Below are 18,249 nucleotides of genomic sequence, written 5' to 3' on the forward strand. Positions count from 1 at the left end.
CATTCAAACGGACAGCAGCCCAAACCGGATGCCCCGCCGGGGTTTTTGAGCCCGACAACCCCGGCCCGCCACGCGTAGCGCCGCCACTGCCCGCGGCGGACCGGGCAATCAGTTAGTTAGAACCGCAGGGAAAAGGTACCGTTGGTGATGCTCACACTGCCGCTGCCGGTTTCGGCGGGTAGCGTCAGGCTGAAGGTGCCCGTCATCGTGCCCGCTTCGGCGTCGTAGGTCAGTACCCGAAGCGTGCCGGTGCTGGCCGTGCCGCTGCGGTAAGTGACGGTCGACTGGCTAGAGACGCCGCGGCCGTACACCGCCGACGAGCCGGCCGCCCCGCCGATGGCGTAGTCGCCGACGCCGGTGAAGACGCCATCCAGGTTGATCTGCAGCCGGTCAGCCGTTACGACTGGTGCGTTAAGATCGAGGCTCAGGGCCGAAAAGGCGAACCTGTGGCCGGTAGCATCCGCGTAGCCCAGCAAATCGGTGACGGCACGGGCCGCGCCGTCCGCGTTCCAGTTGACGGAGCCGCTGCGGAAGCTGCCGTCCCTCACCGCGTCCACCGTGCCCGCGTCGGTCGTCTGGCCCGACTTCACCGTGTAGGCTTGGGCGGTGGGTTCCCGGTACCCCGCGGCGGGCCGGAAGCCCAGCACGTAGGAGCCGGGCGGCAGGTCAGGCAGGGTAAAAGCGCCGGTGACGGGGTCAGGGGTTGCGGAGGTGTTGACGTTGTTGGAAGTGGTCTGCACCGCCCGCACAGCCCCCGCGGGCCGAATTACGCCGCGCATGCTACCCGGAGCCGGGGCGGGGTTAGAATCGTTGCAGCCAGTTAGGCCAGCGAAAAGCAGCAGAACCATCAGTAGCAGCTGGTAGGGTCTTTTGAGTCGGATCATAGCAGGTTACAATAGCGGCGTAAAAATACAATCGGCGTCGGCCACCAACCAAAAGCCCCGGCCAGCGCGGGCAGGTCGGGGCTTTTGGTTGGTGGCCGGCTGGCTGGGCCCAGCGCATGGCACGGGCCGAAGCACCATCAGGTCTTCTGCTTTTTCTTCTTGGCCGCCGGAAACAGAATGTTGTTCAGAATCAGGCGGTAACCCGGGGAGTTGGGGTGCAAGGAAAGGTCGGTGGGCTCTTCCTCCACCAAGTGCTGGTAGTCTTCCGGGTCGTGGCCGCCGAAGAAGGTCCAGGTGCCCTTGCCCAGCTCACCGTGCATGTAGCGCACCTCGCCCGAAACCTTGTTTTCGCCGAGCACGAGTACGTCCGACTTGATCAGCGACTTGCGGAAAGCCGTGGTTTGGCCCATGAAGCCCTTCACGGTCTTCTCGTGGTCCTGGGTGAGCATGGTGGGCACCGGGTCGTTTTTGGCCGAGAAGGTGAAGAGTTGGAAGTAGTCGTTGTCTTCGCCCACGCCCCGCTCGTAGGGCTGCATGTCGATGTTGCTGTATTCGTACTGGTACGGGTCGCGCACGATCTGGAAGTCCTTGAAGGCCAGGGTGCGGTTGTAGTTGAGCTTCTGCTGAGCCTGCGGGTCGGCCGGGTCGCCGTCGTACATGCTTTCCACCATGTCCACGCCCAGGCCCGCCAGGGCAATGTCGTAGGTGTCGGTAGCCGAGCACATGGCGAACAAAAAGCCCCCGCCGGCCACGAATTCCTGCATCTTGGTCACCACCGAGCCCTTCATCTGTGACACTTTGGCAAAGCCGTGGCGCTTGGCGGCGGCTTCGGCGTCCCGCTGCTGCTGTTGGTACCAGGGCCGGTTGCGGTAGGTGGCGAAAAACTTGCCGTACTGCCCGGTGAAGTCCTCGTGGTGCAGGTGCAGCCAGTCGTACTTGGTGAGCTTGCCGTCGAGCACCTCGTCGTCGTAAATCTCGGTGTAGGGAATCTGGGCGTAGGTCAGCACCAAGGTCACCGCGTCGTCCCAGGGCTGCTTGCCCTTGGGCGTGTACACGGCAATTTTGGGTGCCTTTTCCAGCTTCATCACGTCCATGTTGGCGTTGGGGTCGGCTATCTGCGCGAGGATGCCCCCGTACTGGGCGTCGCTCACGACCTGGTAGCTCACCCCGCGGATGGCCAGCTCCTGCTCCATGCCCTGCATGGCCGGGCAGGCGAAGGCGCCGCCGCGGTAGTTCAGCAGCCAGTCCACCTCCACGTCCTTGGTCAGGAGCCAATACGCCGCGCCGTAGGCCTTCAGGTGCTCCTTCTGGGCCTCGTCCATGGGAATCAGAATCTCGCTGGCGCGTACTGCCGCGGGCAGCAGCGCGGCGAGCAGCAAGAGCCCGCTGGTCAGCAAACGATTAAAAACACTACGCATCACAAAGCAAAGGAAGAGGGGAGCGGCCGATTCGTTGCATCTCTGAACGGCGGCGGGCCGCGGGGCGTTCCGCCGGGGCGCCAGCCGCGGCGGTTTCTGACCGAAGAAAGCGGGTCAACCAAGCCGGCCGCACCGGTCCGGAAGCCCGCCAAACAAATGTAGCGAAAGGCCTACAGGTTTAGCCCAAAGCCCCTACCTTTCGGCGGGCTGAGTGGGCACTGGGTGCCCGCCGCCGTTGGTTGGTTTTGTTGGCTTTATTGACCCCTGGTAGGCATGCATTTGCTGGAAAACATTCGCGAAGCGTTCCGTTCCATTCAAAGTAATCTGCTGCGTACCGTCCTGACGGCGCTCATCGTGAGCATCGGCATCATGTCCCTGGTGGGCATTCTCACCGCCATCGACGCGATGAAGGCCTCGCTGAATTCGACCTTTGCCAGCCTCGGGGCCAATTCCTTCGATATTGCCGCCAAGGGCTACAGCAACCAGTTTCGCCGCGGTGGCGTGCGGGGCAAAGTGTACCCGGCCATCGACTACCTGCAGGCCACTCAATACAAGCAGCAGCTCGGTGACGAGGGCCGTGTGGGCATTTCGGCCTTTATCCGCGGGGCGGTGAAGGTGAAAGCCGGCCGCGAGGAAACCAACCCGAACACCAACGTGGTGGCCGGCGACGAAAACTACCTGCTCAACCAAAGCTACAACCTGGCCTCGGGCCGCACGTTCTCCCAACAGGAGCTGGAAAGCGGCGGCAGTGTAGCCATCATCGGGGCCGAAATCCGCGAAAAGCTTTTCGGCAGCGGTTCCCAAACCCGCGCCCTGGGCAAATACGTGTACCTGCTCGGCCGCCGCTTCCTGGTGGTGGGCACGCTGGAGCGCAGCGGCTCGGGCATGGGCGGGGGCGGCGGCGCCGACCGCATGGTGCTCATTCCGCTGACCACCGGCAACCAGATGCCCCGGCAGCAGGCCCTCACGTACGACATCAAGACGGCCGTGGCCCGGCCCGAAAATCTGCCCTTCGCCATGGACCAGGCCCGCGGCCTGATGCGCGCCGTGCGCCACGACCGGCTCGGGCAGGAGGACAGCTTCGAGATGGAAAGCAGCGACTCGCTGGCCGGTAAGCTCGACAGCATGTCGGGCAGCTTGCGCATCGGCGGCTTCGTGGTGGGCTTCATTACCCTGCTCGGCGCCAGCATTGCCCTGATGAACATCATGATGGTGTCGGTGACGGAGCGTACCCGCGAAATCGGGGTGCGCAAGGCCCTCGGTGCCACGTCCCTGCAGATCCGCCAGCAGTTTCTCATCGAGGCCATTGTTATCTGCGTGATGGGCGGGGCCTTCGGCATCGTGCTCGGCGTGTCGGCCGGCAACGCGGTGTCGCTGCTGGTGGGCGAGGGCGGCTTTCTGGTGCCCTGGCTGTGGATGACCATTGGCCTGATTATCTGCATCACCGTGGGCTTGGCCTCGGGCTATTACCCGGCCAGCAAGGCCGCCGACCTCGACCCCATCGATGCCCTGCGCTACGAGTAGCCCGGCGGTTGTTCGGTTATGAAATCGTTGCCGTGCGCCAGGCTGACGGCTGCGGGGCGGGAGTAGGGGCGTGGGCGCAGATAATCGGTAGCAAAGCTCAGGTTTTCACCCAATCCGTTCGCAGCGAAGCCAGCCGCTTCCGGGTGCCCCAGGTAAAGCTGCCCACCACCGTGGCTTGGCGCGTCAACCGGCAGCTACTGGCCTAGGTGACCGAACAATTCAATGCCGTTGACCCGAAGGCCCGCCGCAGCGGTAGCAGGGGGCGCGGAAGTGCTGCTACGACGATGACCTGCGCCTGTGGGCCGGCTCAGGCTTCGGCGGCACCGAATGCCAGGCGCTACTCAACCAAGGGCTCGTGCTTTCGAGGGCGTTTGCCGACGAGAACGGCGGCCCGTTGCAGCCCGGCGCCCGCCACCTGACTTTCGACCTGCGCACCGGCCGACGGCTGGCCCTGGCTGACCTCGTTGCCGATTCGCCCGCGCAACTGCAGCGCCGGCTCGAGGCCGCCGTCAGCCACCGCCTGCGCGACCAGCTAGAAAGTAGCCGCCAACTACGGCTACATCGACCACGTGGCGCAGCTGTACAGGATCGGCGCGCCCTGGCGCATGACGCCGGCCCGCGCCCAGGCTGAAGGCGCGGGCTCCGAAGAAATTACCTTGCAAGAATTTGCGTTGACGCCCGGAGCCTTACTGCTCTTGTACACCGTGGGCATGTTGCAGCTGAATTGTGAGCTCCTGCCTTATGAGGTGTACACGTTTCCTTTTAGTCGGCTGTAGCCCCGGCTGGTATTGTGGCCACTACTCAGTAAAGGGCAACGAGGGGTAGGTAATGCTGTGACAAATGTTTTTTATACATTTGATAAAATTTCAATTGTATAAATGGCAGTTCAGCAAACAGTAGGCCAGCGTTTCAGCCAGTTGATTCAGGCACTAGGCATGTCCAAGAATGCCTTCGCTCTTTCCCTCGACAAAACGGCTACGGTTATTCAACATATCGTCGAAGAGCGAAACAAACCCGGTTTTGACCTTTTGTGTAAGGTATTTGAGGTGTATCCAAATGTGTCAAAAGATTGGTTGATGCAAGGTGCCGGGAGTATGTTCCCCTTTGCTGAGGCCACAACTGACATCCCGGCCCCGGCCACCATAGCCGAGGTATCGGCTCCGACAACGCCAGCCCCAGCGCTAATGCCTCAGCCCGAAACGGCAGCCGCGGCGCCTGCGGAAACACCAGCAACACCAGCCGCCGCAGGGCCTTCGCCGGGCGTAAATGTTGTGGCGTCGGCTGATCCTGTACCAGCGCCAGTCGTGCCGCCGGTGCCACCCGCCGCGCCGGCGCTACCCGCGCCTAGTTGGGAAGCCATGCTTTATGCCCAGCAACTGCAGCACCAACTGGCCTTGGCCGAGCAGCGCAACCAACATCTGGTGGAGCAACAGAAGATGCTACTGGAGCAGCAGCGAATGATGCAACAAATGGTGGAGATGTTGCGACCGGTACGCTAGTGCTATCCATATCCAAAAGAGAAAGCCGCGGGTATTCCCGCGGCTTTCTCTTTTGGATATGGATAGGATGTAGGGCGTCTAGTGCGCCAGCACTTCAAAGCCCATTTCTTCGGCCTCCATCAATCCGTTGGGGTTAACTTCCGTGAGGCGCACGTGCTTTACCTCGCCTACCAACAACGGGTCGTAGTTGGCCACCACCCGGATGTAGTTCGGGGTGAAGCCTTCCATGCGGCCGTCGGGACCCAAGTCGTCCTCGAAGAGCACGGTGGTTTCGAGGCCCAGGTGCTGCTCGTAGAAAAAGCGCTTCTTCTTTTCCGACAGGCTCCGCAGCTGCGTGGTGCGCTCGTGCCGCACGCGGTCCTGCACCCGCCCGGGCAGCGTCGGGGCCAGGGTGTTGTCCCGCTCGGAGTAGGGGAACACGTGCAGGTAGGAAATTGGCAGCTCGTTCAGGAACTGGTAAGTCTCCCGAAAATCGGCTTCCGTTTCGCCCGGAAAGCCCACGATAACGTCGACGCCGATGCAGGCGTGGGGCATGACCTCTTTGATGAGCGCCACCCGCTCGGCGTACAACTCGCGGCGGTAGCGGCGACGCATCAGGCCCAGGATTTTGTTCGAACCTGACTGCAGCGGGATGTGGAAGTGGGGCATGAAGCGCTCCGAAGCAGCCACCGTGCGGATGATTTCGTCGGTGAGCAGGTTCGGCTCGCAGCTGCTGATGCGAAAACGCTGAATGCCTGCCACGTTGTTGAGGTGTTTTACCAAATCGGTAAACGTCTCGAGACGCTGCCGGTTTTCGCCCTGCAGGCCAAAATCCCCCAGGTTGACGCCCGTTAGCACGATTTCCTTCACGCCGGTGTCGGCCAGCTTCTGCACGCGCTCCACCACGCTTTGCACCGAGCCGGAGCGGCTGCCGCCCCGCGCCAGCGGAATGGTGCAGAACGAGCAGCTGTAGTCGCAGCCGTCCTGCACCTTCAGGAAGGTGCGCGTCCGGTCGCCGAACGAGTGGGCGGCGTGAAACTCGGTAGCTTCCGAAATGGGCGAGGCAAACACCTGCCCGGGCTGCCCGGCGGCGGGCTTGTGGAAGGCGGTTTCGGCCAGGATTTCGGCCAGGCGGAATTTCTCGGCGGCGCCCAGTACGGCGTGCACGCCGGGAATTTCGGCTATTTCCCGGGGCTTGAGTTGGGCGTAGCAGCCCACGATGGTCACGTAGGCCTCGGGGTTGTGCTTGAGCGCCTGCTGCACCACCTTGCGGCACTTGCGGTCGGCGTGGTCGGTGACGGAGCAGGTGTTGATGACGTAAACGTCGGCGCCCTGCTCGAAGGCTACTTTCTCGAAGCCGCGCTCCTCGAACTGCCGGCCCAGGGCCGAAGTTTCGGAGAAGTTGAGCTTGCAGCCCAGCGTGTAAAAGGCAACGGTGCGCGTGTTCATAGGATCGGCAAAGATACAACGCCGGCCGGGGTCCTGGTTCCGCCGGTTACTGCGGAGTGACCCCGGCGGGTTTGCCTGGCTCCGTTTCCGTTCATTTGCACCATGACCTTGCGCACGCCCCAATTGCCCCAGCCCGCCCGCGCCGCCGACCTCGACGGCGTGCTCATCCACCACGCCCTGCCGGTAGGTACGCTAGAGCAAATCGACCCGTTTCTGCTGCTCGACCATATCGGCCCCGTCGGGCTGGAACCTTACAACGCCGGCCTGCCCTTCGGGCCGCACCCGCACCGGGGCTTTGCCACCGTCACCGTGGTGCTGGCCGGGGCGGTGCTGCACCACGACAGCCGCGGCAACCGCCAAGTGGTGGGCGCGGGCGGGGTGCAGTGGATGACGGCGGGCCGCGGCATTATTCACGCCGAAAACCTGCCCCGGGAGCTGCGCGAAACCGGCGGGAAGCTGGAATTGCTGCAGCTGTGGATCAACCTGCCGGCGGCGCTGAAAATGGAGCAGCCCGCCTACCAGGGCTTGCCCGCCGACGCATTGCCGGTGGTAACCTCCGACGAGGGCCGGGCCATCCTGACGGCCGTAGCCGGTGCTTGGCCCGGCGCCCAGGGCCCGGCCCGGCCGCTGCGCCCGGTGCAGATGGCCCTGCTGCAGCTGCAAGCCGGTGGACGCTACGAGTGGTCCGTTGGAGCCGAATTGAACGCCATGGTGTACGCGGTACGCGGCGCCGTGCGCGTAAACGGGGCCGCGCTGGCGAGCCGGCAGCTGCTGGCACTGGCGAACGACGGCGACACCGTGGTCATCGAAGCCGGCATCGAGGCGCTGCTGCTGCTCGGGGCCGCCCAGCCCCTCAACGAGCCGCTGGCCCGGCAGGGGCCCTTCGTAATGAACACCACCACGCAGCTCATGGAAGCCGTGCGCGACTACCAGATGGGGCGCATGGGCATGCTGATGGAAAGCGAAACGCGCTGAGGCCGCGCGCTACGCCTCCAACTGCAGCCGCTGTTGAAGCAGCTCGATCAGGCCGGGCAAATTCAGCGGCTGCATTTCCGCCGCCGTCACCAGCGGCGCGACCCGCCCGGCTTCGTCCTCCAAGAAGATGGCCGATAGCGGCTGGCCCACCAGCGCCGGGTACGCCTCGGGCAGTTGGTCGCGGTAGAGGAAGCGAGCGGGCAGCGGCAGTGTCTGCAAAAACGCCTTCCACTCGGGGCGCATGCTGGTCAGGCCGTAGGTGAGCCCGCACAGCGTGCACGGGTAGGTGCCGGGCGACACCACCTTGTGCAGGGAATCGAGCAGGGCGTGGCCCGGGCCGGCGGAAGCGTTGTAGACGAAGAGCAGCTGACGCATCGGGAGGGCAACGCGCGCTAGCGGCGCATAAAATCAGCAAACGACTCCTGCTGGTAGGCCTGGCCTTGCCGGAGCTGCCGGTCTTTCACCGCGGGCGCCCGGTAAATCAGCTGGTGCGCCACGTTGTCCATGGTCAGTTCCCCGTCGGGCGTCAGCATGCCGAAGCCGTCGGAGAAGCAGTAGAAGGCAAAGCCGCCGGGCGCCGCGGCCGGACCGGGGGCCAGCAGGTTGCGGCTCCAGGCGTAGTCGCGGGCGGGCAGGCCGAGCTGGGTGAGCAGGGTCGCGGCCACGTCGGTCTGGCTGCCGAAGGCCGCCACCTGCCGGCCCGCCAGCTCCGGCCGCAGGGCCCCGCCGGTGAGCAGCAGCGGAATCTTAAACTTCTCCGGCGCCTGAATGGCCGACCAGCCCGGCGACACGTGCCCGTGGTCGGCCACCAGCACCACCAGCGTATTCGCCCACCACGCCTCCTGCTGGGCAGCCCGTAGAAACTGACCCAGGGCGTGGTCGGTGTAAGCTACCGAGTTGCGGAACAGCGCGTCTTGGTCGGCACCGGGAAAGCGCGGGCGCATGGGCACCTCAAACGGCTCGTGGCTGCTCAGGGTGAAAGCCGTGACAAAAAACGGCGCCGGCCGGGGCTGGCGCAAGTCGCGCAGCAAACGACCGAGCAATACGTGGTCGTGGGCGCCCCACTTCGAGTTCTGGTCGCGCTGGCTGAAGTCCTGGCGTTCCACCAGGCGCTGGTAGCCGCCGGCGAGCAGGTAGGACTTCATGTTGGCAAAGGCCAGCTCACCGCCGTAGTAAAACGCCGATTGGTAGCCCTGACGGCCCAGGCTGCGGGCCAGGCTGGGCAGCCCCTCGGTCTTACGCGGGTACTTGATGATGCTGGTCGTGGGCTGGTTGGGGTAGCCGCTGAGCAGGGCCACGATGCCCTTTTGGCTTCGGTCGCCGCTGGCGTAGAAGTTGGAAAAGGACACGCCCGTGCGCGCGAGGCTGTCGAGGGTAGGGGTGACGTCCTTTTCGCCGCCCAGGTGGCCCACCAGCTTGGCCGTAAAGCTTTCCAAGATGATGAACAGCACGTTGGGCCGCGCAGTGCGCAGCAGCTGCACCGGCGCCGGGTCGGGCGCGGGGCGGTACAGCTCGCTCACCAAGCGGCGGGCTGTGCTGTCGGGCAAGTATACGGTGGTGCTTTGCTTGACCTCGCCCAGCTGCAGGGACTGCACCACGTTCCAGGGCACGTTGATGGCCGCGTGGTTGGCGAAGGGAAACTGCGCCGAGAAGTACACGTCGCTCTGGTTGACCGGAATCTGCTGCACGCCCCCGCGCAGCGGCACGATGACCAGGGCTATATATAGGAGTCCGACGAGCACCGCGCGCCAGCGCGGAAACCAGGCCGGGGCCAGCGGCAGCGGCGCAAGCAGGCGCCGGTACAGCCCGTAACCGGCCGCCAGCAGACCCGCCAAAATCAGGGTCAGCTTCAGCCAGGGCGCCGAGCCGGCCGACGCCGCCATTTCGCCGGGCGTGTCGAGGTACTGCAGCGGGGTGCTGTCGAGGCGGAAGCCCCAAGCCTTGTACAGCTCCAAATCGACGGTGGTCATGAGCCCGACCACCACGCCCGCCAGCGCCGTGTAAGCCCCGAGGGCTTTGGCCCCGCGCCAGCGCGGAAACAGCCCGCCCAGCGTCAGCAGCAAAAAGGCCGGCAGGCTCAGGTACGCGGCGGCCGAGCCATCGAGGCGCAAGCCGTAGAGAAAGGTGCGCGCGGCCGTGCCCGCGTCGAGGGCGGCGGTGTGCTGCGACCAGTGGTAAAGCAAAAAGACGGCGCGCCCGAGGGCGAACAGCAGCAGCCAGTATAGAAAATAGCGCGGCTGATAATGAAAGCGGTTTCTCACGAGCGGAGTGCGAAGCCGCAAAGGTAACGGGCGCGTGCATGCCGCCGCTACGCAATCCGGCCCGGCACCCTGCCGCCAGGAAACTAATCCGCAGGCTTCCGGTACTGCGGGCGGAGAGATACGGGTAGAAATTGAGGGGGTGTGGTCGGCGAAAACGTTTGCTTGGTCGAAAAAGGCCTTAAAAAAAGAGGGGGTAGTTGTGAAAAATAACTTTCGCTTCTACCTTTGGCCCCATCAAAAGCATTTCCCCGCTTTTTTAACCTTTCCCCGTTTCGTGGCAACCCTCCGTTTTCGTGCTTTGAATTTGGTCGACCAGCGCAAGCCGGTGCCGGTCACTTCGTCCGAACGTCGTTCGGAATCTTTTGGTCGCAACGTGTTCAACCTGGAGGCCATGCGCGCCACCATGTCGGGCGACTATTTCAAAAAGCTGCAGGCCGCCATCAAGAATGGCCAGCCCGTGGAGCGCGGCGTGGCCGACGCCGTGGCCGGGGCCATGAAAACCTGGGCCATGAGCAAGGGGGCCACGCACTACACGCACTGGTTCCAGCCGCTGACCGGCGCCACCGCCGAAAAGCACGACTCCTTTTTTGACCTCAACTCCGACGGCCGCCCCATCGAGAACTTCAAAGGTTCGGCGCTGGTGCAGCAGGAGCCCGATGCTTCGTCGTTCCCCAACGGCGGCATCCGCAACACCTTCGAGGCCCGCGGCTACACCGCTTGGGACCCCACGTCGCCCGCCTTCATCATCGAAACGGCCGGCTCGAAGACCCTGTGCATCCCGACCATCTTCGTCGCCTACACCGGTGAGGCCCTCGACTACAAAGCCCCGCTGCTGAAGTCGCTGGCCGCCCTGGAGCGCGCCGCCCTGCCCATCTGCCAGTACTTCGACAAGGACGTGCAGCGCGTGAACACCACGCTGGGCATCGAACAGGAGTACTTCCTCGTCGACAAGGCCCTGTATTCGGCCCGCCCCGACCTGGTGATGACCGGCCGCACGCTCTTCGGCCACGCCCCGGCCAAGGGCCAGCAGCTCGAAGACCACTACTTCGGCTCGATTCCGCCCCGCGTGCACTCCTTTATGGTGGAGTTCGAAGAGGAAGCTACCAAGCTGGGCATTCCGCTGCGCACCCGCCACAACGAAGTGGCCCCGCACCAATTTGAGTGCGCCCCGACCTTCGAGGACGCCAACCTGGCCATCGACCACAACCAGCTCCTGATGGACATCATGGACAAGGTGGCCGACAAGCACGACTTCAAGGTGCTGCTGCACGAGAAGCCCTTCGCGGGCGTCAACGGTTCGGGCAAGCACAACAACTGGGCAATGAGCACGGACACCGGCGTGAACCTGTTCTCGCCCGGCCGCAAGCCCAAGGAAAACCTGCAGTTCCTGACCTTCTTCATCAACACGGTGAAGGCCGTGCACCAGCACGCCGATTTGCTGCGCGCCAGCATTGCCTCGGCTTCGAACGACCACCGCCTGGGCGCCAACGAAGCCCCGCCGGCCATCATGTCGGTGTTCGTGGGCAAGCAGCTGACGGAGGTGCTCGACGAGCTGGAGCGCAACGCCAAGCTGCCCCTCGACAAGGGCGACAACCTGTACTTGAAGCTGGGCATCGACAAGATTCCGCCCATTCTGCTCGACAACACCGACCGCAACCGCACCTCGCCCTTCGCCTTCACCGGCAACAAGTTCGAGTTCCGCGCCGTGGGTTCGTCGGCCAACTGCTCCTCGGCCATGACCGTGCTCAACGCCATCGTGGCCGACCAGCTGGACATCTTCCGCAAGGAGGTCGACGCGCTGATCGAGACGGGCCGCAAAAAGGAAATGGCCATCATCGACGTGCTGCGCCAGTACGTGATTGACTCGAAAGCCATCCGCTTCGAGGGCAACGGCTACTCCGACGAGTGGAAGGAAGAGGCCGCCTCGCGCGGTTTGTCGAACGTGCCGACCACGCCGCCGGCCCTTGACGCCTTCGTGACCGAGCCGGCTTCGCAATTATTCGAGCGTTTGGGCATATATTCGCACGTTGAACTGCACGCCCGCCACGAAATCCTCCTGGAGGACTACATCAAGCGGGTGCAGATCGAAAGCCGCGTGATGGGGGATTTGGCCGTAAACCACATTATTCCGACCGCGGTAGCGTACCAGAACAAGCTTGTGCAAAACGTGCGCGGCTTGCGCGAACTGGGCCTCGATGACGAATACTCGCAGGTAACTGTGGATTCCATCAAGGAAATTTCGCGGCGCATCGCGACCATCAAAACCACGGTGGGCGAGATGGTTGACGAACGGAAAAAAGCCAACAAGCTGGAGGACACGCGCGAGCGGGCCCTGGCCTACGGCGCAACTATTCGTCCGCTGTTCGACGTTATTCGTCGGCAAGTTGACAAATTGGAACTTCTAGTGGCCGACGAAGATTGGCCCCTAGTCAAATACCGCGAGCTGCTCTTCTTGCATTAGCAGCCGCCGGTGCAACCGGTTCGAATTCGGGTGGGAATGCAGTTCGACCGGTTCGCCACTAAGCCCGTTGGCCCCGCAGCAAGTGCGGGAGCCGGCGGGTTTTTTCATTTTCGGGCCATGCGTCAGCGGCTACCCGCTGACGCATGACTTTTTTATTGACCCAGACTAATTGGCCGGCGAAGAGGCGGCGGGCAGCTCGGGCAAGTCGTGTTCCAGTACCTCCGCTTTCGAGCCGAAATCTGGCGCTACGGCCCGGCGCAGGCGGTTTTTTAGCTCGTCGAGGGTGTGGCGCACGTTCGTGACGGTGGGGTGCTGCTGCAGCTTGGCGGCCATGTCGGTCTTGAGCACGGCGCGCACAATTTTCTCCACCACGAAGGGCAGAATCCAGCCGACCACGTTGGAGGCCAGCGCCCCGCGCAAGCCCAGCCGGGCCAGCAGCCGGATGGTCATGCGCTCCAGCAGCAGCGCCTTCACGGCCGGGGCCGCCTTGTCGGTGAGGAAGTCGGCCACCAGCTTGGCGTTGCCGCGCTGCACTTCGGCGCGCAGCACCTCCTGCACCGACTCGGCCGCCGAGCGGAAGGCCTTGCGAAACAGCGGGCCGGTTTGCCAGGCGCGCAGCCCCAGGGCGCGGGTAGCGTCGAAGAGGGTGGGGAAGATGGAGGGCGCTTTCATACCGCAGCAAGAAACGCAAAAGCCGTCGAAAGGTGCGAATAACGCCCGCCCGGCAATTAATTGCGGCCCTTGGGAAAGGCGCCGCTACATAAAGGACGCATAGTTTGTTTATTGCAGCCCAGCCAAGTTGCGGCACCGCGGCCCCCGTGCTGCGCCGTCCGCCCTCGGCTGTTCCGCCCCCTCTCCCTACCAACCTAGCATGCATGCCATTGTCATCAGCCGCCCCGGCGGCCCAGAAGTCTTACAGCTCGCCCACCGCGACACCCCGCCACCCGGCCCCGGTCAAGTGCAGGTACAAGTGCTGGCCGCGGGCGTCAACCGCCCCGACGTGCTGCTGCGCCAGGGCAAGTACGGCGGCGCGGGCGACGTGACGGGCACCGTCCCGGGCCTGGAAATAGCCGGCGTGGTGAGCCAGGTCGGGGAGGGCGTGACGCGCTGGCAGGTGGGCGACGAGGTATGCGCCCTGCTGGCGGCCGGCGGCTACGCCGAATACGCGGTGGTAGACGCGCGCCACTGCCTGCCGGTACCCGCCGGCTGGCGCATGACGGAGGCCGCCTCCCTGCCCGAAACCGTGTTTACCGTGTGGCACAACGTGTTTCAGCGCGGCGCCTTGCAGCCCGGCGAAACCCTGCTGGTGCACGGCGGCAGCAGCGGCATCGGCGTGACGGCCATTCAGCTGGCCCGCTTGCGCGGGGCCACGGTGTACGCCACGGCCGGCTCGGAGGAAAAATGCCGCGCCTGCGAGGCGCTGGGCGCCGCCCGCTGCTTCAACTACCACACCGAGGACTTCGAGGCCGGGCTGCGGGAGCAGGGCGTCGACGTGGTGCTGGACATGATCGGGGGCGACTACACGGCCAAAAACCTGCGCCTGCTCAAAGACGACGGCCGGCTGGTGTTTATCAACGCCATGAAGGGCGGGACGGCCGAGTTCAGCGCCCTGGAAGTCATGCGGCGGCGGCTGACCATCACCGGCAGCACCCTGCGCCCGCGCTCGGCCGACTTCAAGGCCGCGCTGGCAGCCGAGGTGGAGCACCACGTGTGGCCGCTGCTGGTGAACAAACAGTTCAAGCCGGTGCTGTTTCGCAAATTCGCCCTGCCCGAAGCCGAACTGGCCCACCGCCTGCTGGAAAGCAGCGCCCACATCGGCAAAATCGTGCTGCGGGTCAACCGTTGAGGTGCCTTCCGCCTTCAGTAAATCATTAACGGCGGGCAATAATTATTGCAAAAGTGTAAACGTGGCCGCCGCGTGCCCGTACGCTTCAGCTTAGAGGGAACCTGACCGGCTTCCTGTTGCCCGCGCTACTCTTTTCTTCCGCGCCGCCCTCGTTCCGGGCGGTGCGTTGCACACCTCCACTGCCATGGATTACTCGTTGCTGAAGCAGTTGATCGAGCAGGCTGAGGCCTTCGAGCAGCACCAGCAAGCCAGCCACAGCGCGCCCGCCGACCTCGCCCGGTTTGCCGCTTGGCTGCACACCCGGACGGTCCTGGCCCCGACCGCCACCGACCCGCACCCCGACGAAATGCACCGCTCGCACGAAACGGCGGAGGTGCAGATCAGCAAGCTGGTGATTTTTATGAACCGCTACGCCCGGGTGTACAGCCGCCTGGCCCTGGCCGATACCCCGCTGCTCACCATCGATGACTTTGCCTACCTGGCCAGCCTCTACCGCGTGCAGCCCCTGAGCAAAACCGAGCTGATTACCCGCAACGTGCACGAAAAGGCCTCGGGCACCGAGGTCATCAAGCGCCTGCTGGCCAACGGCCTCGTCGCCGAGCAACCCCACGCCACCGACCGGCGCCGCAAGCAGCTCACCGTGACGGACGCCGGCCTCGCGGTGCTGCGGCAGGTGGTGGGCCGCATGACGCAGGCGGCGCAGCTCGTCGCGGGCGACTTGAACGCGCAGGAGCGGCAGCAGCTGCTCTACCTGCTGCAGCGGCTCGACAAGTTTCACCTGCCGATTTTCCTGGCCCCGCGCCCGGCCAGCTTCGAGGAGCTGATGCAGCTGTGGCAGCCGCTAAGCGCGGCGGAGGAGTAACCCCGGGCCGCGGCCGGGAGTACAGCTAGGCTGGGCGCTTGTTGCCCCGCCCGTACTGCTATGAAGAAAACTGCCCTTGTTATCGGCGCCACCGGCTTGGTGGGGCACTATTTGGTTGGTCAGCTGCTGACCGATGCGCGCTTCGAGCGCGTGAAAGTGTTTACGCGCCGGCCCACCGGCTACCACAACCCCGACAAGCTCGAGGAGTACCTCGTTGACTTCGACAAGCCCGCGGAGTGGCAGGAGCTGCTGCAGGGCGAGGTGCTGTTTTCGGCCCTGGGCACCACCCTCAAGCAAGCCGGTAGCAAGGAGGCTCAGTACCGCGTCGACCACACTTACCAGCTGCAAACGGCTGAGCACGCCGCCCGCAACGGCACCGACACCTACGTGCTGGTGTCGGCCGCCGGGGCGGACAAAGACTCAGCCCTCTTCTACAGCCGCATGAAGGGCGAGCTGGAGCGCGACGTGCAGGCGCTGGCGTTTGCGCGCACCCGAATCCTGCAGCCGGGCGTGTTGGCCGGCCCGCGGCCGCAGGCCCGGCCGCTGGAGCGGGTGAGCATCGGCGCGGCGGCCCTGCTGGGCACCCTGCCGGTCCTGCGCAAGTACCGTCCCATCCACGCCCGCACGGTGGCCCGGGCCATGATCAACGCCAGCTTCGACGAGGCGGTGGGCCTGCAGGTGGATACCCTGGAAGACGTGTTCAAGCGGGCCGGGGAGTAGGCGCGGGGCCGCCGTAGCCCACCCGCGCTTCGGCCCAGTCAAACGGCCGCTGCTCCATTGCCCAGCTGCGTGGTCAGCCAGTGCGGGTAGCGCACGGCTTGCTGCCGCTTGGCCTCCTCGTGCCAGTGGGCCCACGCCGGCCTGGGTGTCGGATTTCCTTCCGCGCGCAACCGCGTACCTTTGCCTGCCGGCAACTTTGCGGCCTTCAACGCGGTTTTGCCCCTGATTACGTACCTGCGCGCATGAGCACTCCTTCGGAATCCAAGATTTACTGCCCCAGCCTGACCCAGTACAAGCGCCGCGAAGCCCGCGTCGTCAACATCGGCGACCTGCCCCTCGGTGGGCATTACCCCATCCGGGTGCAGAGCATGACCACCGTCGACACCATGGACACCCTGGGCTCGGTGGAGGAAACGCTGCGCATGGTGGAAGCCGGCTGCGAGTACGTGCGCATCACGGCCCCGAGCATGAAGGAGGCCCAGAACCTGCAGGAAATCAAGAAGGAACTGCGCCGCCGCGGCTGCAACGTCCCGCTCATTGCCGACATCCACTTCACGCCCAACGCGGCCGAGCTGGCCGCCCGCATCGTGGAGAAAGTGCGCGTGAACCCCGGCAACTACGTCGACAAGAAGAAATTCCAGACCATCGAGTACACCGACGCGGAGTACCAGGGCGAGATTGAGCGCATCCGGGAGCGGTTTCGGCCCCTGGTGCAGATCTGCAAGCAGTACGGCACGGCCATGCGCATCGGCACCAACCACGGCTCGTTGTCGGACCGCATCCTTTCGCGCTACGGCGACACCCCGCTGGGCATGGTGGAATCGGCGCTGGAATTCCTGCGCATCTGCGAGGATGAGGGCTACTACGACGTGGTGCTGTCGATGAAGGCCTCCAACACCCAAGTGATGGTGCAGGCCTACCGCCTGCTGGTGCAGAAGCTCGAAGCCGAGGGCCTGCAGCCCTACCCGCTGCACCTGGGCGTGACCGAAGCCGGCGAAGCCGAGGACGGGCGCATCAAGTCGGCCGTGGGCATCGGCACCTTGCTGGAAGACGGCCTGGGCGACACCGTGCGCGTGAGCCTCACCGAGCCGCCTGAAGCCGAAGCGCCGGTGGCGCGCATGCTCATCGACCGGTACACGAACCGCGCCGCCGAGGCCAAGCCCATTGCGCCGTTGAGCGCAGATGCTGAGCCCGCGTTTGTTGCCGCCGCTTCGCAAGACCAAGGCTCAACCCCGGCAACCGAATCGGGGCAGGTGCCCATCGACCCCTTCCAGTACCACCGCCGCGCCACCCACGAAGTGCTCAACTTCGGCGGGACGAACGTGCCGCGGGTGCTGGCCGACATTTCGCGCCTGCCGCAGGTGGAATACAACGACCTGCGCTGCGTGGGGCACCTGTATTCGGCCTTCCTCGACAAGTTCCAGATGAACGACCTCGGCGCCGACTACCTCTACACCGGCCAGCGCCCCATCCCGTTCATGCTGCCCAACGGCCTGAAAGAGTTGGTCGACTATTCGGCCTGGCTGGACGCGGGCCAGCGCGCTGACCATTTCCCGGTGCTGACCCACAGCGAGTACGCCGTGGCCGCCGCCCGGCACCCCGAGGCCAACTTCGTCTTTCACAACCTGGATTCGCTCACGCCGGCGGCCATCGACCAGCTGCGGGCCGACAAGACGGCCGTCGTCATCCTTTATACCGACAACGTCCACGCCATGCCCGAACTCCGACGGGCGTTCTTCCGGCTGATGAACCTGGGCGTGACGAGTCCCGTCATCATCAACCGCCAGTACCCCGAGCAGGCGCCCGAGCAAACCCAACTCTACGCCGCCACCGACGTGGGCGGCCTGCTGCTCGACGGCCTCGGCGACGGGGTGGTGCTCAGCACCGAAAAGCTGCCCGACGCCGACCAGAACACCTGGCTGGCGCGGCTGGATGGCCTCAACCAGCTCGGCTTCGGCATCCTGCAGGCGGCCCGCACGCGCATGAGCAAGACGGAATACATCAGCTGCCCCAGCTGCGGCCGGACCCTGTTTGATCTGCCCGAAACCACGGCCATGATCCGCCGCCGCACCGACCACCTGAAAGGCGTCAAAATCGGCATCATGGGCTGCATCGTGAACGGCCCCGGCGAAATGGCCGACGCCGACTACGGCTACGTGGGCGTGGGCCGGGGCAAAATTGCCCTCTACCGCGGCCAGGAAGTCATCAAGAAATCGGTGCCCGAAGAAGCCGCCGTGGACGAGCTTATCAACCTCATCCGCGAAGACGGCCGCTGGGTCGAGCCGGTGGCAGTGGAGGAGCCAGTCGGGGCGTAAGGCGGGAATAGGTCCAAATCAGCACGTCATGCTGAGGCGCAGCCGAAGCATCTCTA

Annotated in this window: 14 protein-coding genes; 8 read left to right on the forward strand and 6 right to left on the reverse strand. The window is 64.7% G+C overall.

The genetic code is table 11. The features are described 5' to 3' along the window. Window positions 1–116: 116 nt before the first annotated feature. Both LJ737_RS16845 and LJ737_RS16850 read right to left on the reverse strand, forming a co-directional pair. Complete coding sequence (locus LJ737_RS16845; RefSeq protein ID WP_227767835.1) at window positions 117–884, reverse strand: carboxypeptidase-like regulatory domain-containing protein; 768 nt, start codon at window positions 882–884, stop codon at window positions 117–119. 137 nt (window positions 885–1,021) lie between these two features. After that, window positions 1,022–2,302 (reverse strand): asparagine synthetase B, encoded by a 1,281-nt coding sequence (locus LJ737_RS16850; RefSeq protein WP_227768085.1) that lies wholly within the window; start codon window positions 2,300–2,302, stop codon window positions 1,022–1,024. A gap of 273 nt (window positions 2,303–2,575) precedes the next feature. Between LJ737_RS16850 and LJ737_RS16855 the strand changes: the two genes are divergently transcribed. After that, window positions 2,576–3,826, forward strand: coding sequence for an ABC transporter permease (locus tag LJ737_RS16855; protein ID WP_227767837.1), 1,251 nt, complete (start codon window positions 2,576–2,578; stop codon window positions 3,824–3,826). 878 nt (window positions 3,827–4,704) lie between these two features. Continuing rightward, window positions 4,705–5,325, forward strand: coding sequence for a hypothetical protein (locus LJ737_RS16860; RefSeq protein WP_227767839.1), 621 nt, complete (start codon window positions 4,705–4,707; stop codon window positions 5,323–5,325). A gap of 78 nt (window positions 5,326–5,403) precedes the next feature. On the opposite strand, the gene mtaB is transcribed toward LJ737_RS16860, so the two are convergent. Further along, entirely contained in the window at window positions 5,404–6,753 is a 1,350-nt protein-coding gene (gene mtaB, locus LJ737_RS16865; RefSeq protein ID WP_227767841.1) for a tRNA (N(6)-L-threonylcarbamoyladenosine(37)-C(2))-methylthiotransferase MtaB, read from the reverse strand. A 102-nt stretch (window positions 6,754–6,855) separates the two neighbouring features. Here mtaB and LJ737_RS16870 point away from each other — a divergent pair, with 102 nt between their 5' ends. Next, a complete protein-coding gene (locus LJ737_RS16870; RefSeq protein WP_227767842.1) occupies window positions 6,856–7,728 on the forward strand; it encodes a pirin family protein in 873 nt (290 codons plus the stop codon). Window positions 7,729–7,737: 9 nt separating this feature from the next. On the opposite strand, the gene LJ737_RS16875 is transcribed toward LJ737_RS16870, so the two are convergent. Then, entirely contained in the window at window positions 7,738–8,103 is a 366-nt protein-coding gene (locus LJ737_RS16875; RefSeq protein WP_227767844.1) for a hypothetical protein, read from the reverse strand. 17 nt (window positions 8,104–8,120) lie between these two features. Continuing rightward, the gene (locus LJ737_RS16880; protein WP_227767845.1) at window positions 8,121–9,989 is read right to left on the reverse strand and encodes an LTA synthase family protein; all 1,869 of its coding nucleotides are present in this window, start codon (window positions 9,987–9,989) and stop codon (window positions 8,121–8,123) included. Window positions 9,990–10,263: 274 nt separating this feature from the next. Between LJ737_RS16880 and LJ737_RS16885 the strand changes: the two genes are divergently transcribed. Further along, a complete protein-coding gene (locus tag LJ737_RS16885; protein WP_227767846.1) occupies window positions 10,264–12,450 on the forward strand; it encodes a glutamine synthetase III family protein in 2,187 nt (728 codons plus the stop codon). 165 nt (window positions 12,451–12,615) lie between these two features. Here LJ737_RS16885 and LJ737_RS16890 read toward each other — a convergent pair whose 3' ends face one another. After that, window positions 12,616–13,122 carry a hypothetical protein gene (locus LJ737_RS16890; protein WP_227767847.1) on the reverse strand — a complete coding sequence of 169 codons (507 nt, stop codon included), beginning with the start codon at window positions 13,120–13,122 and terminating at the stop codon, window positions 12,616–12,618. Between the two features lie 199 nt (window positions 13,123–13,321). Between LJ737_RS16890 and LJ737_RS16895 the strand changes: the two genes are divergently transcribed. The 4 genes from LJ737_RS16895 to ispG all read left to right on the forward strand — a co-directional run bounded on the left by LJ737_RS16895 (window position 13,322) and on the right by ispG (window position 18,193). After that, window positions 13,322–14,296 (forward strand): NAD(P)H-quinone oxidoreductase, encoded by a 975-nt coding sequence (locus LJ737_RS16895; protein WP_227767848.1) that lies wholly within the window; start codon window positions 13,322–13,324, stop codon window positions 14,294–14,296. Window positions 14,297–14,480: 184 nt separating this feature from the next. Continuing rightward, complete coding sequence (locus LJ737_RS16900) at window positions 14,481–15,158, forward strand: MarR family winged helix-turn-helix transcriptional regulator (protein ID WP_227767849.1); 678 nt, start codon at window positions 14,481–14,483, stop codon at window positions 15,156–15,158. Window positions 15,159–15,218: 60 nt separating this feature from the next. Beyond that, window positions 15,219–15,878 (forward strand): NAD(P)H-binding protein, encoded by a 660-nt coding sequence (locus LJ737_RS16905; protein WP_227767850.1) that lies wholly within the window; start codon window positions 15,219–15,221, stop codon window positions 15,876–15,878. Between the two features lie 242 nt (window positions 15,879–16,120). Then, window positions 16,121–18,193, forward strand: coding sequence for a (E)-4-hydroxy-3-methylbut-2-enyl-diphosphate synthase (gene ispG, locus LJ737_RS16910; protein WP_227767851.1), 2,073 nt, complete (start codon window positions 16,121–16,123; stop codon window positions 18,191–18,193). Window positions 18,194–18,249 lie beyond the last annotated feature (56 nt).

The sequence above is a fragment of the Hymenobacter sp. 15J16-1T3B genome (assembly GCF_020711235.1).
In the GTDB taxonomy this organism is placed as follows: Bacteria; Bacteroidota; Bacteroidia; order Cytophagales; family Hymenobacteraceae; genus Solirubrum.

Coding starts and splice junctions, on each gene's coding strand:
- LJ737_RS16895 (WP_227767848.1), top strand. CDS start 13,322: ATGCATGCCATTGTCATCAGCCGCCCCGGCGGCCCAGAAGTCTTACAG.
- LJ737_RS16905 (WP_227767850.1), top strand. CDS start 15,219: ATGAAGAAAACTGCCCTTGTTATCGGCGCCACCGGCTTGGTGGGGCAC.
- LJ737_RS16855 (WP_227767837.1), top strand. CDS start 2,576: ATGCATTTGCTGGAAAACATTCGCGAAGCGTTCCGTTCCATTCAAAGT.
- mtaB (WP_227767841.1), bottom strand. CDS start 6,753: ATGAACACGCGCACCGTTGCCTTTTACACGCTGGGCTGCAAGCTCAAC.
- LJ737_RS16900 (WP_227767849.1), top strand. CDS start 14,481: ATGGATTACTCGTTGCTGAAGCAGTTGATCGAGCAGGCTGAGGCCTTC.
- LJ737_RS16860 (WP_227767839.1), top strand. CDS start 4,705: ATGGCAGTTCAGCAAACAGTAGGCCAGCGTTTCAGCCAGTTGATTCAG.
- LJ737_RS16875 (WP_227767844.1), bottom strand. CDS start 8,103: ATGCGTCAGCTGCTCTTCGTCTACAACGCTTCCGCCGGCCCGGGCCAC.
- LJ737_RS16890 (WP_227767847.1), bottom strand. CDS start 13,122: ATGAAAGCGCCCTCCATCTTCCCCACCCTCTTCGACGCTACCCGCGCC.
- LJ737_RS16870 (WP_227767842.1), top strand. CDS start 6,856: ATGACCTTGCGCACGCCCCAATTGCCCCAGCCCGCCCGCGCCGCCGAC.
- ispG (WP_227767851.1), top strand. CDS start 16,121: ATGAGCACTCCTTCGGAATCCAAGATTTACTGCCCCAGCCTGACCCAG.
- LJ737_RS16845 (WP_227767835.1), bottom strand. CDS start 884: ATGATCCGACTCAAAAGACCCTACCAGCTGCTACTGATGGTTCTGCTG.
- LJ737_RS16850 (WP_227768085.1), bottom strand. CDS start 2,302: ATGCGTAGTGTTTTTAATCGTTTGCTGACCAGCGGGCTCTTGCTGCTC.